General features: G+C 60.5%; 12 protein-coding genes and 1 pseudogene. 7 read left to right on the top strand and 6 right to left on the bottom strand.

Annotated features, from left to right (window positions below):
- Positions 1-256: 256 nt before the first annotated feature.
- Positions 257-2131 carry a DNA/RNA helicase domain-containing protein gene (locus ACIBX3_RS57325; protein ID WP_397129269.1) on the bottom strand — a complete coding sequence of 625 codons (1875 nt, stop codon included), beginning with the start codon at positions 2129-2131 and terminating at the stop codon, positions 257-259.
- Between the two features lie 686 nt (positions 2132-2817).
- Between ACIBX3_RS57325 and ACIBX3_RS57320 the strand changes: the two genes are divergently transcribed.
- Positions 2818-4578 carry an AIPR family protein gene (locus tag ACIBX3_RS57320; protein WP_397129268.1) on the top strand — a complete coding sequence of 587 codons (1761 nt, stop codon included), beginning with the start codon at positions 2818-2820 and terminating at the stop codon, positions 4576-4578.
- Positions 4579-5114: 536 nt separating this feature from the next.
- Here the strand turns inward: ACIBX3_RS57320 and ACIBX3_RS57315 are convergent.
- The 4 genes and pseudogenes from ACIBX3_RS57315 to ACIBX3_RS57300 form a co-directional block, all read right to left on the bottom strand.
- A complete protein-coding gene (locus ACIBX3_RS57315; RefSeq protein WP_397129274.1) occupies positions 5115-5273 on the bottom strand; it encodes a hypothetical protein in 159 nt (52 codons plus the stop codon).
- Positions 5274-5320: 47 nt separating this feature from the next.
- Positions 5321-5377, bottom strand: a pseudogene (locus tag ACIBX3_RS57310) (hypothetical protein); the annotation flags it as partial.
- Positions 5378-5631: 254 nt separating this feature from the next.
- Complete coding sequence (locus tag ACIBX3_RS57305; RefSeq protein ID WP_397129272.1) at positions 5632-5808, bottom strand: winged helix-turn-helix domain-containing protein; 177 nt, start codon at positions 5806-5808, stop codon at positions 5632-5634.
- Between the two features lie 533 nt (positions 5809-6341).
- The gene (locus ACIBX3_RS57300) at positions 6342-7688 is read right to left on the bottom strand and encodes a histone-like nucleoid-structuring protein Lsr2 (protein ID WP_397129267.1); all 1347 of its coding nucleotides are present in this window, start codon (positions 7686-7688) and stop codon (positions 6342-6344) included.
- A 378-nt stretch (positions 7689-8066) separates the two neighbouring features.
- Here ACIBX3_RS57300 and ACIBX3_RS57295 point away from each other — a divergent pair, with 378 nt between their 5' ends.
- From ACIBX3_RS57295 to ACIBX3_RS57270, 6 genes are read left to right on the top strand one after another with little or no spacing between them, the layout of a single operon-like run.
- Positions 8067-9986, top strand: a complete 1920-nt coding sequence (locus tag ACIBX3_RS57295) for a hypothetical protein (protein WP_397129266.1) — start codon at positions 8067-8069, stop codon at positions 9984-9986.
- A gap of 20 nt (positions 9987-10006) precedes the next feature.
- The gene (locus ACIBX3_RS57290) at positions 10007-12115 is read left to right on the top strand and encodes a DEAD/DEAH box helicase family protein (protein WP_397129265.1); all 2109 of its coding nucleotides are present in this window, start codon (positions 10007-10009) and stop codon (positions 12113-12115) included.
- A 17-nt stretch (positions 12116-12132) separates the two neighbouring features.
- Entirely contained in the window at positions 12133-12318 is a 186-nt protein-coding gene (locus ACIBX3_RS57285) for a hypothetical protein (protein ID WP_397129264.1), read from the top strand.
- The gene (locus ACIBX3_RS57280) at positions 12315-14384 is read left to right on the top strand and encodes an AAA family ATPase (protein ID WP_397129263.1); all 2070 of its coding nucleotides are present in this window, start codon (positions 12315-12317) and stop codon (positions 14382-14384) included. The genes ACIBX3_RS57285 and ACIBX3_RS57280 overlap by 4 nt, the downstream gene beginning before the upstream one ends.
- Entirely contained in the window at positions 14381-14857 is a 477-nt protein-coding gene (locus ACIBX3_RS57275) for a DNA phosphorothioation-associated protein 4 (protein ID WP_397129262.1), read from the top strand. Before ACIBX3_RS57280 ends, ACIBX3_RS57275 begins: the two co-directional genes overlap by 4 nt.
- A gap of 16 nt (positions 14858-14873) precedes the next feature.
- Positions 14874-16322, top strand: a complete 1449-nt coding sequence (locus ACIBX3_RS57270) for a DNA phosphorothioation-associated putative methyltransferase (protein WP_397129261.1) — start codon at positions 14874-14876, stop codon at positions 16320-16322.
- Here the strand turns inward: ACIBX3_RS57270 and dndA are convergent.
- Positions 16319-17464: a cysteine desulfurase DndA gene (dndA, locus tag ACIBX3_RS57265; protein WP_397129260.1), complete on the bottom strand. Its 1146-nt coding sequence runs from the start codon at positions 17462-17464 to the stop codon at positions 16319-16321. The two genes, ACIBX3_RS57270 and dndA, sit on opposite strands and share 4 nt — an antisense overlap.
- Positions 17465-17493 lie beyond the last annotated feature (29 nt).

Here is a 17493-nt window from a genome sequence, read left to right as displayed (position 1 = left end):
ATAGTCGTGCTCACGGTTCGTTGAGATCCTTACTCACCCTCATCACTCAGATGAACTTTAGTGGCATCTGTCTCAATAAACCTTGGCAGAGAGGGGCGGCGCGGCGCTCGGGGGTTGACCCTACTCGGGGTGCCCAGGCCACTAACCACCAGTTCGTGCGGCATCTGCCCGTATACAAGACGCTGCTCACACCAGGGATCCGCGGGTTGGTTACTACACGGCGATCCGGAGGTGCGGGAGTTCGCGGTTGAGCTGATCAAGCCCGAGCCGCACTCATAAGACCCGCGAGGAAGCTTCGGAGCTCGGGATTCATTGCGTAGATCACGGTCCCACGCATGCCCCGCGTGAGCAGGACCTTGTACACGTGGCGGACCAGCAGATCGAAGTCGGTGTCGGGCACGGCCCTCTGGCTCTTGAACGCGGGGTCCTTGTTCTCCCCGCGTAACGTGACCAGGCGTCCGTCTTGGACGGTGAGGTCGGGGCCGAGGATGACGCCGTTCCAGTCGTACTCAAACCCTTGGGCCGTGTAGATGCAGCCCACCTGCCCGATTCCGTTCGGCTCGCTGGCCCAGAGCATGCTGGGCGGGTAGTCGCCGACGGCGCGGTCGCTCTTGACGTTCCACGGTCGTGCCCAGCCGCCGATGACGACGTCGTTGACGAGGGTGTGGTCGGGGCGTGGATCACTCCAGGGCCAGCAGAAGCCGGCGGTCATGCGGGCGGTGCCGGTCTGCGCGTGCAGGAATGCCTCGAGTTCGTGCGGTGAGTCGGCGAGCCGTACCTCGAAGCCCTCGTCTCTGTCCCACGCTATGGGTCCGCCGTCGTCGCCGGTCAGACCCAGCAAGCGGAGCACCCAGTGCTCGTACTTGCGGCTGCCACCGCAGCGGAACTGCTCGTCGAGGGAGACGAGGTGGATGTCGTAGCCCTTCTGCCGGGCGTGGTGCTCGATGCTCTCCACGGTGCCGAGCTCGCCTGGCCGTACCACCTGGTGCTCGTCGAGGAGGAAGACCGGCACCCGCGCCGCGGTCAGCAACTCGTCGAGCTGGCTGCGACCGGTGCGGTTGGCAGCGGGCGTGAAGCGGTTGGTTGACGTTTCGCGGATCCGGTGAGCTTCGTCGCAGATCAGCACGTCAAGGCCGTTCTGTTCAGCGTCGGTGAAGCTGTTGAAGTAGCGGAAGAGGTTCTTGATCCGGGTGCTGCCCCGGCCGGGATAGCGGCGCATGGTCTGGGTGAAGGACTGAGAGCCGGTGGCGTGCAGTGCCGAGCGGCCTTGCCTGAACAGCTCGCCGAGCAGAGACAGAGCGATGACGCTCTTGCCGCTGCCAGGGCCGCCGGTGACGATGACGACCTGCTTGGAGTCCGCACGCCTCGCCCGGTCCACGGCGCGCATGACCATCTCATACGCGACCTGCTGCTCGTCCAGCAACGTGAACTGCTCGCGTTCGCGGATCTCCCTGGAGGCGTAGGACATGAGCTGCTTGCTCGGCGCGACCGCGCTGCGCAGAAGGCGATCGGCCGCGTCAGCGCCGGGTTTGTCGGCAAGACGCTCGCCCAGATAGTGGAGGAACTCGCCGCGCCGCTGCTTGGTGAACAGACGGCTGCGCTCGTCGCGAACCTGGTCGGCCAGGCCGTCGACGTCCAGGTCCATAGCGTTGTGCAGGTACGCGGCTCCGTAGATGGCGTCCGGGTTGTCGCGGAAGATCCCGAGGAAGTCGCGCATGTACTCGCAGTACCGTCGGACCTGCTCGGCAGGGTTAAGTCGCTCGCCGCCCGGCATGCCGTCCACGATGACCAGATGCTCGCCCAGTTCCGAAGGCTCGGCGCGGCTCCACTGCTTGAGCTCGACCACTACGTAGGAATCTTGGCCGGTTCGCGGATGGACCCCGGCGAGGACCACGTCCGCGCGCTTGCTGGTCAGGGGGAGCTTGTACTCCACGAGTATCTCGACCCTGCGTAGTCCGGCGTCGGCCAGATCGCGGGCGAGGGCTGGCAGGCTGCGCCGCCAAGACCTGATCTCGGCGGGGGAGGGGCGGTGTCCGCTGGTGTCACGCACGTGCTCGGCGATCACCTCCGCGAGCGCGGCCTCGTTGGGAGAGGCGAGCAGGTTCTCGACGGAAAGCCTCAGCGCCGTCACGGATTGTCCCCCAGGCAGCACGAGAGAACTCGTGCGGGTGGGGGCCTATCCGCTCCGGCCTAAGCCGTACGAGCGCGGAAGCCCGTCGGGCCGCATCACATGGTCGCCAACAGAGTAGCGAGGGCGTCTCGCTATCGGAACCGGCGAGCGAAGGATCTCGCTGCGCCGCAGGTCTCTCGGCAGCCGGGTGCGCGATGTCATTGGGGCGGCCGCAGCAAAGCACACTGAAGCGCTGGCAAGGAGGTCGATACCAGGAGCATGGTCTCCTGTATGGCGACTGACAAAGTCAACGGTGACGACCCCCGGATGAACTCCTTGACGAGATCCGCGCGGACGCGGCAGAGCGAGACCTGTCGGCATACGCGGCCGAGACATTGCGCTTCAAGCGTGACCGTGACTGGTTGCTGCGACTGGTGAACTGGTTGGAAGAAGAATGCGTCCAGTCGCCGCCGACGAGCGCGCGGCAGCAATGGAGAAGGTGAAAGATCTCGATGCGGAGCAAGCAGGTGGGTGTTACGTTCTGTTCCCATGAGCGGGGACGCTCGGGTCGTTGGTTGCATACCCTCTGCCAACTCGATACATACGAGCAAGGGGCGACATAGTGCAACATCAAGGCGAATCAGGTAGCTTCATGTTCGGGAAGGTTGCTACCGCTGAAGTTGGGAAGCAGACAGAGAGGTATAGATATGGCCGTTCCAGACAACTTCATTGTCCGGCTACGTCACGAGGTCGCCGAGTATAAAGACACATTCTCCCTTGCGCAAGATGGTGACGCATTTGCGCGCTGGGCACTAGCGTTTGTTCACGATCTTTCGGGCGATGATGCTTATAATCAATGCGATACCCTTGGCAAAGGCGATTCAGGCCTAGACGGTTATCTCCTGGATCCAGAAGCTGAGATTTTCTACCTCAGCCAATCGAAGTTTTCAGCCGATCAAAGCACACTAATAGACCCCGAACCTTTGAGGGTCTTCGTCGGTATCCTGGACATGCTACAGAATCCCAAAGCATGCGAAACGCGCGGACAGAAAATCATGCAAATCGGACAAGCATTCCGAGAGGCTTTGGCCAGCGGCTGTCGACCCGTCCTGCAGTATTTCATTTATGGCAGAATTTCAGACGAGAGTGAGCGTGAAATTAGAGCTCGAGCAGGCAACCACCCGCTACGACCCGAGATAGAATTTTGGACCCCGGAAAAATTCTATCGAGAATACCTCAACAAAGAGGAATCGAAGGATCTCGAGGGAACTACCATAAAGCTCCGAATGGTTGAAAACCAATATTTTGTTGTCGATGGGCCATCGGTGGAAGGGATTTCCTCCGCCTTGGTCGCAAATCTGGATGGCGCAAACCTTGCAGAACAAGCCGAAGGGCATATGCCCAGAATCGTGGCTGCAAATATCAGATATCATCTAGGCCATCAAAACAGGGTTAATCAACAGATCCGCCGGACACTGGACGATGAGAGCCAACGTAAAGGGTTCTGGTATTACAATAATGGAATAACTATAGTCTGCGATAGCTTTTCGGTCGATCGAGAGACGTGCGAAATCGCACTTACGAATCCGCAAATCGTAAATGGCTGTCAAACCGTGACAGCTCTTATTAATAAACGAGACAAGCTTGGCGGTGCAATTCTCCCTATCGCCGCCCGGATTATCTCGCGAACGCCTGGCGAGCTAGGCACGACGCAGCTCTTAAAGATAGCCGAGCACACGAATTCTCAGTCGCCCGTAAAACAAGAAGACCTCAAGTCGAACGATCCTATTCAGGTTAGACTACAAGTCTACTTTGCCAATCTCCCTACTCCATGGTTCTACGAGAGAAAGCGTAGGGAATGGCATTCGCTTTCGCCGGCTCAGCGTAGCCGTTTTACGCTAGCTCGTCGTATCACAAAAGAGGATGTCGGACAGCGGTGGCGGGCGTTCGATGGGCATCCTGCAGAGGCCGTTAGCGATAAGGAGGAGATGTTCTCGCCACCTCTTTACGGAGAGATATATCGCGAAGACAGAGATGTCAGGCTGTATCTTTTGGCCTACGTTTGGTATGAAGACTTCTGGCACTTGCTGGATAAGCCGAATGAAGGCATCCGCGTCAAGCTACTCCCGTCATTTAATGAGCGGCTCCTAAATAGGGTTCTGCGGTGCAAGAAGCTATGGGTTATGCATTGCGTATTCGCGATGAAGGTGATGCTGCGGCAGTATTATGCAGAAATGGATGGCGAAAGGGCGGATCGCATAATAGAAATCATGCGGAAAGATCCGCGCCAATTTGATGGGGGGAGAAAGATAGTCTTAAGAGCGTTCAAGCAATGGGCCGATGCCATCGGTGATGACGCGGACATGAGGGTGGCCCTCAAGGATGTCGACGCCGCAAGGAAATGGGAAGACAACCTTCTTGACCATCTAGAAATGTATGAGAATATCTCACTCCCGAAACTGTCATAGATGAGTCCTAAGTCTCGGCGCAAGAGGGTTTTGAAGTTGGAAGAATGAGGTAGGCGAGGGTGGCTGGCCAACGGCTCAGCTGTGTGCCCGCCCCGAGCAGATAGGCATTGAGGCAATGGCGCGCCTCACTCAGAGCAGCGTGGAGTGCGCGGTGGAGGTCGAGTTGCGCACCAGTCGGATGCTGGTCAACCTCTGGCGCCAGAGGGCAATCTGTCATCTCTCAGCAACGCTTCGAGTATCTGCTCCCTCTTCGAGAGTGTTGTTAGCTGTCTGTCTATTACCTAGCTGCTTCAAGATGCGCTCAAGCTCAAGGGGCCCGCCGTTGTGCTCGCGGAGAATGCCGTAGACGCGGTGTGCAGTGAGCTGCCCAGGTGTGGCGAGTAGCGGACACTGCATTCATCGGGGAGTGGTGGGCCTTCTGCGGCATGGTTTGTATGGTCCCGGTTAGGTGCGACAATTGAGAGCAGGATAGGAGTTCGACAAGCGAGCAAGTCTATGACTTACACAGGTCGAATTCGTAGAGTCTGTCCTTGTGATTACACGGGTTCGATGGTCAATCCGGTGCCGGTCAAGCACCCTGTGATCAGATGCGGCCGGTACTGGATCTTCTTCATCTTGCGTTTGACGATGCGGACCAGAGCGTCGAGGTCGACGGCGAAGAAGTTGACGATGGCGCGCTTGAGCAGTGACCACACCCCTCGGCAGGGTTCAGCTCGGGAGCGTAGGCGGGCAGCTGGAACACACGCAGCCAGTCCTTGTTGTCGGCGGCGAAGTCTGCCAGTTCCTGGGCCAGGTGCACGTTCGAGGGTGAGCAGTACCACACCAGCGGCGCGGAGAGCTGCTGATGCGCCGAGTGATCAGGTCACGGTAAGCCTGCCAGGAGAACGTCTTCGGCTCACCGCGCCGGCCGCGCGCGGTACACGTGCAGCCGATACAACAGGTGCGGCCGATCACCGGTACGGAAACACAGCACGCTCGCGATGTTGACCCGGCCGCGGACATGAACGACAGGCCGGGCTCCTCGCGGCGCCCAGGTGCGTCCCTTCGGCGGCCTCAGCCCTTGACCTGCCTCGTCCTCAAAACAGATGCAGGCGCCCAGGTCCGCGGCGGTTCTTTTACCTGCGGCCACACATCGGCCTTCCACACCGCGATCGCCTCCTCATCCCGCCCGGCCGCCTGGCGGGACGGCACCTGGCACGACCAGCCGTGCCGGCGCAGCAGCCGCCACACCCCCTCGATGGTGTAGCCGACCCCGTCGTACCGCGACGACAACGGGCTGTCACGACCCCACGGCCTCTACGAATTCAATCTGTGTGCATGGCGGTGGCATCCTCCGACAGCAGAGCTCAAGCCGCGATATCTGTACCGGCCGCTGCCGTCGAGCGGGCCCGTCTCCACGACCAGGAGGTTGTGAGGGCGCAGGTAACGCTTCCGCGCCATGTCGTACGAGCCTGGTGCCGTCCGCGGCCGCCGCAAGCGACATCAAGTTTCCACCGAAGCCGAGGGCGATTCAATCAATCCAGTTCAGCGGCCTTCATCAAATTGACAGGTTCCGTATCGGGTTGCTTCAGGAGCGCGAGGAACTCGTCTACGGTTGGCACGTGATCTGCCGCCCGAAGTGTCTGAGGTTCCTCCCACAGAGGGATCTGGGACATGCCGCCAGCGCTCCTTGCTAGTCGCCGGTCATCTGTCAGATGTCAAGGCTTCAACCCTACTCTGGTGATGTCCATCTGGCCTGGCATCGATCAAGGATGAAGGTGATCTCAGCGGCCCCTTCTGCGGACGGGGTTATACGGCCGTTCAGGATGCATACGGTTGTACTGGTAGACAACATGCTCCGGAATTTCGCCGCTGGTGTCGAGCTCGAACCGAAGCCTCCGTGCCCACCGGAGGACATCTGAGTACTGGGCGCCATCGGTCGTAGAGTTGGGACCTGATGCCCAGCCGGCGAGGATGGCTGCCTCTTCGATGGCCTGGACCCTTCTAGACGTCCTGCCAGGAAGCCGCAGCTCGGCAATGGCGTTGTCAACAAGATCATCATAGGTCGTTGCTCGTTCTTCAGAGATTAACCATCGGACCAAGGTCACCAACTCGTCGGAGCTGTACGTTGTGATCGCTCTACCACCTAACCGTGGTGGCCGTTCGGGACGAGGACGTGAGATGCTCGATTGTTCATGCGTCGAGGTTGAGAATGGTGTGGCCGCCTTCGAACCACCTCTAGTGATTTTCCAAGCCGCACCGTCCGGGTCCTCCGCGATGTGCGAAACACGTGGTAGGCCTTTGCCCCAGCTGAACCGGAGATCGGGACACCTCAGGACCTGAACGTAGCCGTCTGTGATCGTCGCTACCTCGGTAGGCGAGCGGATGACCAGAAGAGCCTTGTAGGGGTCGAAGTCAGCTCGAACGCCGCGTACTGCTAGTGCGTCGCGAAGCTGGAGGAGGCGCTCAAGGCCCTCGCTGTCATCGGCTATGACGGGCTTTTCGGATTGCTTCTTAAGAGACGCGGACGGTGTTGGCACCGGAGACGCGGACGGTGTTGGCACCGGAGTTGAGGATCTCAAGATTTTCCTAGCCGCGCCCTCATGGTCTTCGATCGGATGAATAGACAGAAAGCGCCCGTCTCCCCAAACGAAATCGCCATTGGAGACGAAAGCCTCTATCTTGCCCGATGTGATCATCTTGACATGGTGCGGTGCTGAGATGATCAGTGCGGACGCTGCAGTGTTCAATTGACACTTGACGCCGCCGGCAATGAGTGCCTCCTGCAGGCTGCTGAGGTATGGCAAGGCAGGTGACCTGGGGGTCGCGACACTCTTCGATGACCGTGATGTGCGTGTCGGTCTTCTTGCTGAGGTCGAGGAGGGGCGGCGCTTGTAAGCGTCTACAACGTGATCCGGAAGGCGGCCCCGGGGTGCCACCTGGTAGCCGTTGTCGCGTGCCCACTGGCGGATCTGAGCCGATTCGGCTTGGTTGGAGGCGACACCCCTGAGCGGTTGCTCGCTACTGACCGTCTCGTCCGAGCGTGCAAGGGCCTTGAAGAGGTCATCTAGTGACGGAACGGCTTCCTTCTGTTCAACATCGCCGTTTGCGGTCGGCTCGTCAACAGTCATACTGCTGCTCTCGCTCGAAATGTCGGGTTATGGGCGAAATGTGCCGTTTAGTGCTGGATCGGTCAACGTACCTGGCGAATCTCGCTTGCCCTTTCGAGTTCTTCCCGTTGTCGCCGTTCCAGCTGATACTGAGGCATACACCAGAGGTCCGACAGATTCCAGCAGTGGTCGCACACTGTGAGCGTCTACTTACATAGAGTGTTATAGGCGATATTTACAGTCGTCCGATGGGTAAGATAACGACTATTGTCCAATGCCCCTATTGGCGACGTTGGGGCAGTACCCCCTGTAACTTTGTCTGACCGGCACAACCCCCGGGGTGTCAGTCGGTTCCAGTAGACCTTCAGCGTGCTTGAATCGCGTTCAAAGGAGGCAGGCATGGCCTTCGGCCGCATGCTAGATAAACTCGCCGCTGTCTCCAGCGATGACCGCGCCCATTGGAGCGCTGCATATGCTGCCGAGCTGGCGGCTCACGGCGGGGGTGAGCCACTGGGTGACATGCTGAACATCTCGGTCTGCGAGCCCTTCGACATCCGTCGGTACTGTTCTACAGTGCGCGCGCGGAACATTCTGCTCGCCAATTCTCTTCAGGATCGTCGTGTCTTGCTCCGGACCACCATTCCGCAGCTCAGGGCGTTGACACGCTGCGATCAGCGGACGCTCAAGGATGTCTTGAACGCGCTCCTCGCCTCTCTGATGGAGGGCGACGCGCCTGATCGTGGTGAAACCGTCCAGAACGATCCACATGCTACGTTGCGCGATCTTCTAGAGCTGTGGACTTCTTCGCTTGATGATCGCAAGCGCCTGATCCTTCGTCACCGCGTGGCTCGCCGCGACCGCAGTCTTGATGACCTAGGCAACGAGCTTAGTATCAGCCGCGCACGCGTTGGTCAGCTAGAGAAGAAGCTGGCTGACAACTTCAGCGCATGGCGGCAGAGTCCCCCGGTCGCGGAGCGGATCGGCGAGTTCGATCGGCGGGTCTGCAACGGATCATCGGCGCTCATGACGTTCGAGGCTGTCTCGGCACGAGTTCCTGAGCTGTCAGATCTGGTTCACCCAGTCGGGCTTGAGCTGTCCGATTTCCTTGGGATGCTCCTGCCTGATCTCGATATCGATGGTTCATGGCTGGCGACCAAGCCGCTTTCAGATCTACGTGATGCGACCTTCTCCTCAGCCACACACCGCGAGAAGCGGGCGGATGGTGGCCACGACCTCGACAAACTCCAGGCGGAGCTGAGGCTGGATGACCATGCGTGGTCCTTGTGGCTTGAGTACTGCGGTCTCCGCAAGACCGCTGGCATCGTGGTCCGCAAGGGTGCCTCGCAACCCGAGCTCGCGGTCGCGGTCCTGGCCGCTGCGGGCCATCCATTGAGTGTCGAGGAGATCGCGGAGCGGCTTCAGGTGGATGGCGTGCGCTCCCTCCGAGGGCGTCTGCAGGCCGATGACCGCATCGCGCGTGTGGGTCCCAATTCCTATGGACTCCCTGAGTGGAACCTCGAGACGTATGAGGGCATCCGCGAGGAGATCGTGCAAAGGATCGAGCGTGGCGGTGGACGTGCGCTGCTGGCTGACGTAGTAGATGAACTTGTCGAGCAGTTCGGGGTGTCCCCGGCCAGCGTGCGTGCGTATGCGGTCCGGCGGGAGTTCTCTCGTAGGGATGGGTGGATCGGTCTGGCAGGGAGTGGAGATGACGGGTCACGCCAGGCATCGCGAAGAATGCCGATTCCTGGAGAGACCCGTCGGTGTTTCTTCCTCAGGGGACAGTGGTGGTTCCGTGTAGACATCAACAAAGAGGTTCTGCGCGGGTCGGGCTTTACGGCGCCACGTGGCGCAATGGCCTTGTTTCAAGTCGCAGAGGGGACTGAGCGCGTCTTTGCTGCTCTGGCCCAGGAGATCCGCATCTCCTGGGCAGCGCCCCAGCCGCAATTCGGAAGCATCCGTTCACTGGTCACACAGCTTCGGGCCAAGGTCGGAGATGTGCTCTGGCTTGCACCTACCGACCATGGCGCGGTCCGTGCTCGGCTGGTTCGCGCCTGGAGCAAGACCGAAGATGATGAGATCGCGCTTCGCACAGGTGTCCAACGGGGATTGAGCGGAGAGGTCCTGCGATTGGCTGTAGCCAATGCCCTTGCACTATCTGTGCAAACTTCATGGGCTGCCCTCGTGATGGCCCTGCGCGCTCGCGGCGACCTTGACCTCGCCGAAATCGTGGAGGGCTACACACTGAGTGAGTCTGTTCGAGCGCTCGATTCCGTTCCTGATCTCGATGACTTCTTCGCTGCACTTGGCGGCCGGTGATGGCTGACATGCTGCGCGCCTTGACCATCGAGGACAGTTACAGGAGCGACCGCAGCAACGTCGTAGGCGAGTTCTACGTCCCCTGCCTCGCGCTCGCGAACCGATACGACCGAGCAGTCGGATACTTCACCAGCAAGTCTCTCGCACTGGTCGCTCGCGGGTTGGAAGGCTTCAAACGTAACGGCGGTCGTATTCGCCTTATAGCCAGTCCGCACCTGACGGACAGCGACATCGAGGAGATGCGCGCTGGGTACGCGTACCGAGAGATCATCGCCAAGGCGGTGCTCCGTGAGCTGGACCCAGACACCGAACGTCCCCGGAACGAATTCGCCGGGCTTGGGCTCCTCGGCCATCTCATTGCTCAAGACATGCTGGATGTGAAGATCGCCATTGTCCATGGCAGGGAAGGCCTAGCGCTCTATCACGAGAAGATCGGTCTCATCTCCGACAAGTACGGGGATACCGTCGCATTCACCGGTTCCATGAACGAGACCAGCTCCGCCTTCCTCGACAACTTCGAATCGATCCAGGTCTTCAGATCGTGGGAAGAGAACGATAAGGGCCGGGTGGACATCCTCCGATCCGACTTCGATGAGTTGTGGGCCGGACGCACGCCAAGGCTCGAGATTCTCGACTTCCCCGCTGTCGCGAAGGAGCGGTTCATCGCGTTGGGCGAACGTGCCGGCGAGCTGTCGACCGGGGCCGAAGGTCCTGAGCCGCTGGTCGTGTCCACCGATCTCACGACCTTGGGATGGGTGCGATTGCCGCATGATGTCGAGCTGCGGGACTACCAGAAAACTGCGATAGCGAAGTGGCTGAGCGCCAATGGCCGTGGCATGCTCCAGATGGCTACCGGCACTGGAAAGACGATTACCGCATTGACGGCGCTCGACCAGATGGGGCGACAGCTTCACGCTCGCGATCTGTCCTTGGTCACGGTGGTCGTCGTCCCGCTCCTGGATCTTGTCGAGCAGTGGTCGGCAGAGCTTCGCAACTTCGGCGTTGTACCGATCAAGTGCCGCGACTTGGCCGCGTCATGGGAACCGGCGGCGCGCAATGCGCTAGCCGCTCTTCGGGCGCGCCGAGAAGGCAGTATCACATTGGTGGTTACCAATGCTACTTTCCGTGCGGCATCCTTCCAGGGGCTCCTCGCCTCCGTCGATCTGCCTCTGCTGATCGTCGCCGATGAGGCGCACCATCTGGGAGCAGAACATCTGCGGACGGCTCTCCCGGCACATGCCCAGTTCCGCCTCGCGCTTTCCGCCACACCGGAGCGATGGTTCGACCCGACCGGCACGGACGCCCTCAAGGAGTACTTCGGGGACATTCTCATCGAGCTGGGTCTCAAGGAGGCAATCGATCTAGGGGCGTTGACGAGGTACAGATACCACCCCGTCCTCGTTCCCCTGAGCGATGACGAGGCAGAGCAGTACACCGAGCTCACCGTGAAGATCGGCGCGCTTATGAGATCGCAAGAGCCGGAGCTGGTGAGCGAGGATGACAACTCACCGCTCGGAATGCTGCTAGGGATGCGGTCCAAGGTCCTCGGGCATGCTCGGGCCAAGATGCCAGCCCTTCGGGAGGCGCTGGAAAGACACAGGAACAGTTTCTTCCAGTTGGTCTACTGCGCTGAGGGCGGTGCACCACTGATTGACGGCGGAACCGGGCCACGCCAGGTCGAGCAAGTCATCGAGCTAGCGGGCAAGGAGTTGGGTCTCAAGGCTCACACATTCACCTCCAGGGAGCACAAGCGGCAACGCAGAGATCTGCTCCGATCGTTCGCGACTGGACGTGACCTACAAGTTCTTGTGTCCATGCGCTGTCTGGACGAGGGGGTCGACCTCCCGGATGCTCGCGTGGCGTACATGCTCGCGAGTAGCACGAACCCTCGACAATTTATCCAGCGTCGCGGCCGGATCCTTCGGAGGGCGCCAGGGAAGAGCCTCGCAGAGGTTATCGACTTCGTGGTGACACCCCCGCAGGACCCTGCCCTGTTCGAAATCGAGCGTCGGCTCTTCCGGCGAGAGCTGGCTCGATGCGTTGAATTCGCCGGATACGCGGAGAATCACGGCGAAGCCCTCGCCAAACTGAGGGAACTGCGCGATCATTACCAGCTTCTTGATGTGTGAAGGGTGGAGAGCAGACAGTGAGCGACCAGAACGAGCGCGAGATCGTCGGTCGTATCTATGCGGAGCTAAGCGATGAGGCGAAGAAGCTTGTCGTGGACGTTCTGACTTTGGAGAAGGAGAACCTGCATCTGGGAGACACCGCGACGGTGACGCGCAACGTGAGCGACCAGATCATCCGGAGGGTTGAGGGCATCATCAAGTGAAGCTGCTGTCGATTGAGCTTGAGAACTTCAGACCATACGGCGGACGTAACAGCATCTCGTTCGCTCAGGAGCCGGGGCACAACGTCACGCTGGTATACGGCACTAACGGTGGCGGTAAGACGACCCTGCTCAACGCCTTCACCTGGGCCCTCTACGGCCATCTCAGCGCAGATGTCGAGCAGCAGGACAGGCTGATCAACAACCGGATCTGGCAGGAAGCCCGCCTCGGTTCGTCGGTGGACATGTCGGTGACCGTTGAGTTCGAACACGAAGGCCGCACCTACACTGCACGCCGGTTTCTCACAGCGGAGAAGCAGAGTTCGGACCAACGTTTACCCAAAGCGCAGCTCCTCCTCCTCGAGCGTGACGACAGGGGCGTCACCAAAGAGCTCAAGAGCGCCCAGGGGCACATCGACAAGATTCTTCCGGAGCGCCTAAGCAAGTTCTTCTTCGTCAACGGTGAGCGCATCGAGCAGCTGGTCCGCAAGGAGGCCTACGCCGAGATCCAGCATGCGATCAAGACACTACTTGGCTTGGAGCAGCTCGAGCGAGCTCTCAAGCACCTCCCCGCGGCGGCGAACAAGCTGCGTCACCAGCTGAAGTCCGAGGGGGCTAACAGTGAGCTTGCCGAGCGCCTGACCGCTGAGATCGATGCCATCTTCAAGGAGACGGAAGAGAAGAAGCAGGAGAAGGAGTCTCTCAACGCTGAAGTTCAGCACCTGAAGGACGAGATCGAGTTGCTCGCGGCACGTCTCAAATCCCTGGACGGTGCCAAGCAACTTCAGCTGGAGCGTGAGCGCCTGGAACGGGAACGTGAGAGCGCCCATGAGTCACTGCGTAAGCTAGAAGACGAGCGGGCTCGGGTGCTTGCAGACTCCGGTTATCTGGCCTTTCTACCTGATCTGCCTGAGAAAATCATCGCTGCCTGTGACGCACTTCGGGAGCGCGGTGAGCTGCCCGCACCGTTGAAGCTCACGTTCATCGAAGACCTGCTCATAGAGGGCGAGTGCATCTGCGGTACCCATCTCACCGAAGGCTCGCGCGAGCGAGCAGCACTGGAGATGTGGCGTGCGCGCGCCGGCCTTGCCGAGGTGGAAGCGGCATGGAATCAGCTTCGCGGTGCTGTATCCGGCTTGGAGGAACGGCGTCGTGGCACGATGGATCGGTTGGCGGAGACGGATCGCCTGATCGGGGAGGGATCCGACAAAGAGCGCATGCTGGTTGAGCAGCTCAACGAGGTTTCCATCGAGATCAAGAAGCTGCCGCAGGAAGACATCAGTGCAATCGAAGTGCGACGCAGCAAGATGATCGACAAGTTGAGCGAGACGAGCAGACGCCTCGGCACGCTCGACGAGCATCTCGACTTCCTGGCCAACCAGAAAAAACAGAAAGAGGAGCAGGTCGACAAGATCCAGGTTAAGGACGAGAACAACCAGCGAATCCAGCGCCGGATCGCCGTGATCCGAGAGACGGAGACCGCGCTCCGCCAGATCCTTGAGCTCTTGTCCGACAGCATCCGCCGCCGTCTGGACACCCGTATCCGGACCCTGTTCAAGCAGGCGTCGCTGAAGAACTACGAGCCGGAGCTTACGTCGGGATTCCAGCTGGAGTACTGGGAGCGGGTAGGCGACGAGAGGGTACCTGCCCCCAAGTCCACTGGTGAGAACATGTTGCTTTCACTCTCCTTCGTCGGCGCCGTCGCGCAGGAGTGCCGCGACGCCGCCACGAATCCGAACCCCTTCTTCGGAGGCGTCGGCGGTGAGTATCCGATTGTCATGGACGCGGTATTCGGCAACCTGGACGACGACTACCGTCGGCAGATCGCCAGGTTCCTCCCGGAGATGACCTCTCAGGTGGTGGTTCTGTCCAGCAAGGCCCAGGCCGAAGGGGTCGCCGAGAATTCACTGCATCCGCGTGTGGGCAAGCAGTATGTGATCACGACCCATACGACGAAGAGCGACCTGCAGGACGTTACGGAGAAGATCGCTGTGAACGGGAGGGAGTACCCGTATCAGGTGTTGGGATCTTCCTTCGATGGCGCGGAGTTCACCGAGGTGGCGCAATGATGACGAGCCCTAGTGAGCAGCGAGTTCGTCGGCCTAAGGGACACGAGAGTCTGATTCAGCAGCTGAGCAAGGACGGCGACGGTCCATTCACCAGTATGGCCGCGACCCTACTCTTCGCAGCGTCCGTCGGCTACGCCCATGAGCGCAGGGAGCAGTTCGGCGAGGCCGGGGAACCCATTAGGTACGAAGTCTTTCGCCGCTCTCCGACTGCCGAAGCATTCATCGACTCCCTGGGAGTCCTGGAGCACCCTGGTGATGCTTCCATCCTGAGTGAGGAGCGCCTAGGGGAGCGTGTCACAATCTTCGAAGAGTATGCAAACGGCGGTCTTAACTACATCCAAGGCGAGATCAACGCGAGTAAGTCGCGGGTCATGGATGTGCTGTTGGAGATGGTACGGCAAGCTGATCGGGATCAGAGGTCAGGGGGGCTTCCCCCAGAGCTAGGCCAATTCTTCGGCCCTCCGGAGTTCTGAACTCCATGATGGGCATGTGACTCTTACAGAGCAGACGGGTGGCGCTTGGGAAACCGAGCGCCGCCTGACCGCGATTGGCAGAACGGGACTTTCCGTACCTGCACGTCAGGCTGTGGTGGATCAGCAGATTACGTCTGACTCGTCGGTCCTGGACTATGGGTGCGGACGAGGGGATGATGTCCGCGCTCTACAGGAGATCGCCATGAGGGCGGTCGGCTGGGACCCCCACTATCATCCCGAAGGCAGCCTCGATCCATCGGATGTCGTGCTGCTGACTTACGTCCTCAACATCATCGAGGACCCGGAGGAACGGCGTCGTACGCTCGTCAAGGCCTGGGAACTTGCCAAGAAGACCTTGGTGGTCTCAACTCGACTCACCTGGGAGAAATCCAAGGTCAAGGGTACAGGTTTCGGCGACGGAGTCCTTACCTGCCGGCGGACCTTTCAGCACCTGTTCAGCGCTGGCGAGCTCCGAAGTTACGTTGAGGGCGCCACAGGTGTCCGATGCGTCTCTGCGACTCCCGGAGTCGTCTATGCGTTCAAGCGCGATGAGGCGCGCCTGGGTTATCTGGCTCGTCGGATCGCACCCGCGGCCATCTGGCTGGCCTCCGACGACGCGGCATCGGCGATCGCCTCCGTAGTCGACTACACGGAGCAACGCGGGCGAGTACCACGCGTCGAGGAAATGCCGTCGCAGATGGCGGAACTCCTGGCCCATCTGAGCGCAGTAGAACTGCAGCGGATTGTCCGGGCGTCGTCCGACCCCGAGAAGGTCGTGGAAGGTGCGAAGAGATCCACCTTGACCACGCTACTGTTCCTCGGTGTCGAGCTGTTCAACGGACGTGGCCCCTTCGGATGCCTCCCGCTTTCCGTGCAGCTCGACGTGCGAGCGTTCTTCAACTCCTACAAGGAAGCATGCATGCGGTCCGACCGTCTGCTGCTCAAGCTGCGCGACGATGCCTATGTCCGTGGTGCGATGAACGGATCGAAGGTCGGCAAGCTCACGCCAACAGCCCTGTACGTGCATCGCCGGGCGATTGATCACATGCCCGTCGTGCTGCGCCTATACGAGCACTGTGCTTCGCTCGCGGCAGGACGTCCGCAGGAGTGGACTCTCGCCAAGCTGCGCCATCAGGGGAGGGGCGTGAGCTGGCTGGACTATCCGGAGTTCGATACGGATCCGCATCCGCGGCTGCGATCGTCGTACATGGTCGATCTCACCACCTTCAAGACCTCGCACATGTCCTACGAACAGTCGGAGAACAGACCTCTGCTCCACCGCAAACATGAGTTCCTCCACCCGGATGACCCGGATGTCCCGAAGTACCGGCGACTTACCGAGAGCGAGCTGCGAGCAGGCCTATACGCCAATCCACATCTCATCGGGACAGAGCAGGGCTGGGAGACCGAGCTCGTCCGCTGCGGCCGGCAGCTCCGTGGTCACCGGCTGATCAAGAGGAACTAACCGGTGATGCCGGCTTGGTACTTGGCAATGATGCTTGCGAACTCGTCGACGTCCAGCTCCTGCGCCTGGTCGGGGAACCACGAGAGTCGCAGTCCATTGCTGGCCTGTTCCTCGGGCAGCCCCATCGCCGCCAGGACGTGACTCGCGGTATAGGACGCACTTGTGCAGGCGGACCCGGTGGCTATGGCGGCGTAGTTCTTCAGCTGCAAGATCAAGGCTTCGGTGTCCACACCCGCGAACGACAGGTTGAGGATATGCGGGACCACGTGCTCTTGGTCGCCGTGGAGATGGAACCGGGTCCTGCTGAGTCCCTCCAGCAGCCGGGAGCGGAACTCGCTGGCCGCTTCCAGCCACCTCGTACGCTCGCTCTCAAACACCTCGAGAGCCTTGGACAGGCCCATGATGAGTGGAACCGGAAGTGTGCCTGGCCGGAGCTTGCGTTCCTGACCGCCTCCGTACATTAGCGGGGTCAGCGGCACAGAGTCCCGCCCGCGGCGTCTGATGAGTAGGCCACCGACCCCCTTCGGGGCCCCGATCTTGTGCCCGCTGAAGCTGACGAGATCGATCGGTGCACGAAGGTCGTCCGGTAGCTTGCCGAAGCCCTGAGCCGCGTCAACATGAAGATACGTGGCCGTGGAGCGGAGGTGTTCCGCCAGCTCGGCGACAGGTTGGATAACGCCAGTCTCGTTGTTGACCTGCATGACAGAGACGAGCAGCGTGTCGGGACGTAGCCGTTCCAGTACGGCCTCCGCGCTCACGCGGCCAGATGTCCCGGGCTCGATCAGATCGACCTCGAACCCCTGTGACTGCAGGTGCTCGAGTGGTTCCAGGACAGCCTTGTGCTCGATCGCAGTGCTGATGATATGACGGCGTTCACGCCTAGCACCGAAGGGAGCCAGACCCAGGATGGCGATGTTGTTGCTCTCGGTTGCACCACTAGTGAAGATCAACTCATCCGGGCGGGCGGAGAGGTGGGCTGCGATGCCTTCACGAGCGCGGGCTACAGCCTTCTTGGCGCGAGTTCCATACTCATGGGTACGTGACCCCGCATTGCCGAAGTCTTGGGACATCCAGTGCAGAACGACCTCGGCGACCTCTGGGAGTACCCTCGTCGTTGCAGCGGCATCCAAGTAGGCGACCACGTGCGCACCAGCTCTCATAATTGTTGGCC

The sequence above is a fragment of the Nonomuraea sp. NPDC049480 genome (genome assembly GCF_044465905.1).
GTDB lineage: Bacteria > Actinomycetota > Actinomycetes > Streptosporangiales > Streptosporangiaceae > Nonomuraea.
Note: the sequence above shows the minus strand (reverse complement) of the source record. Positions and strands in the feature narration are given on the sequence as shown.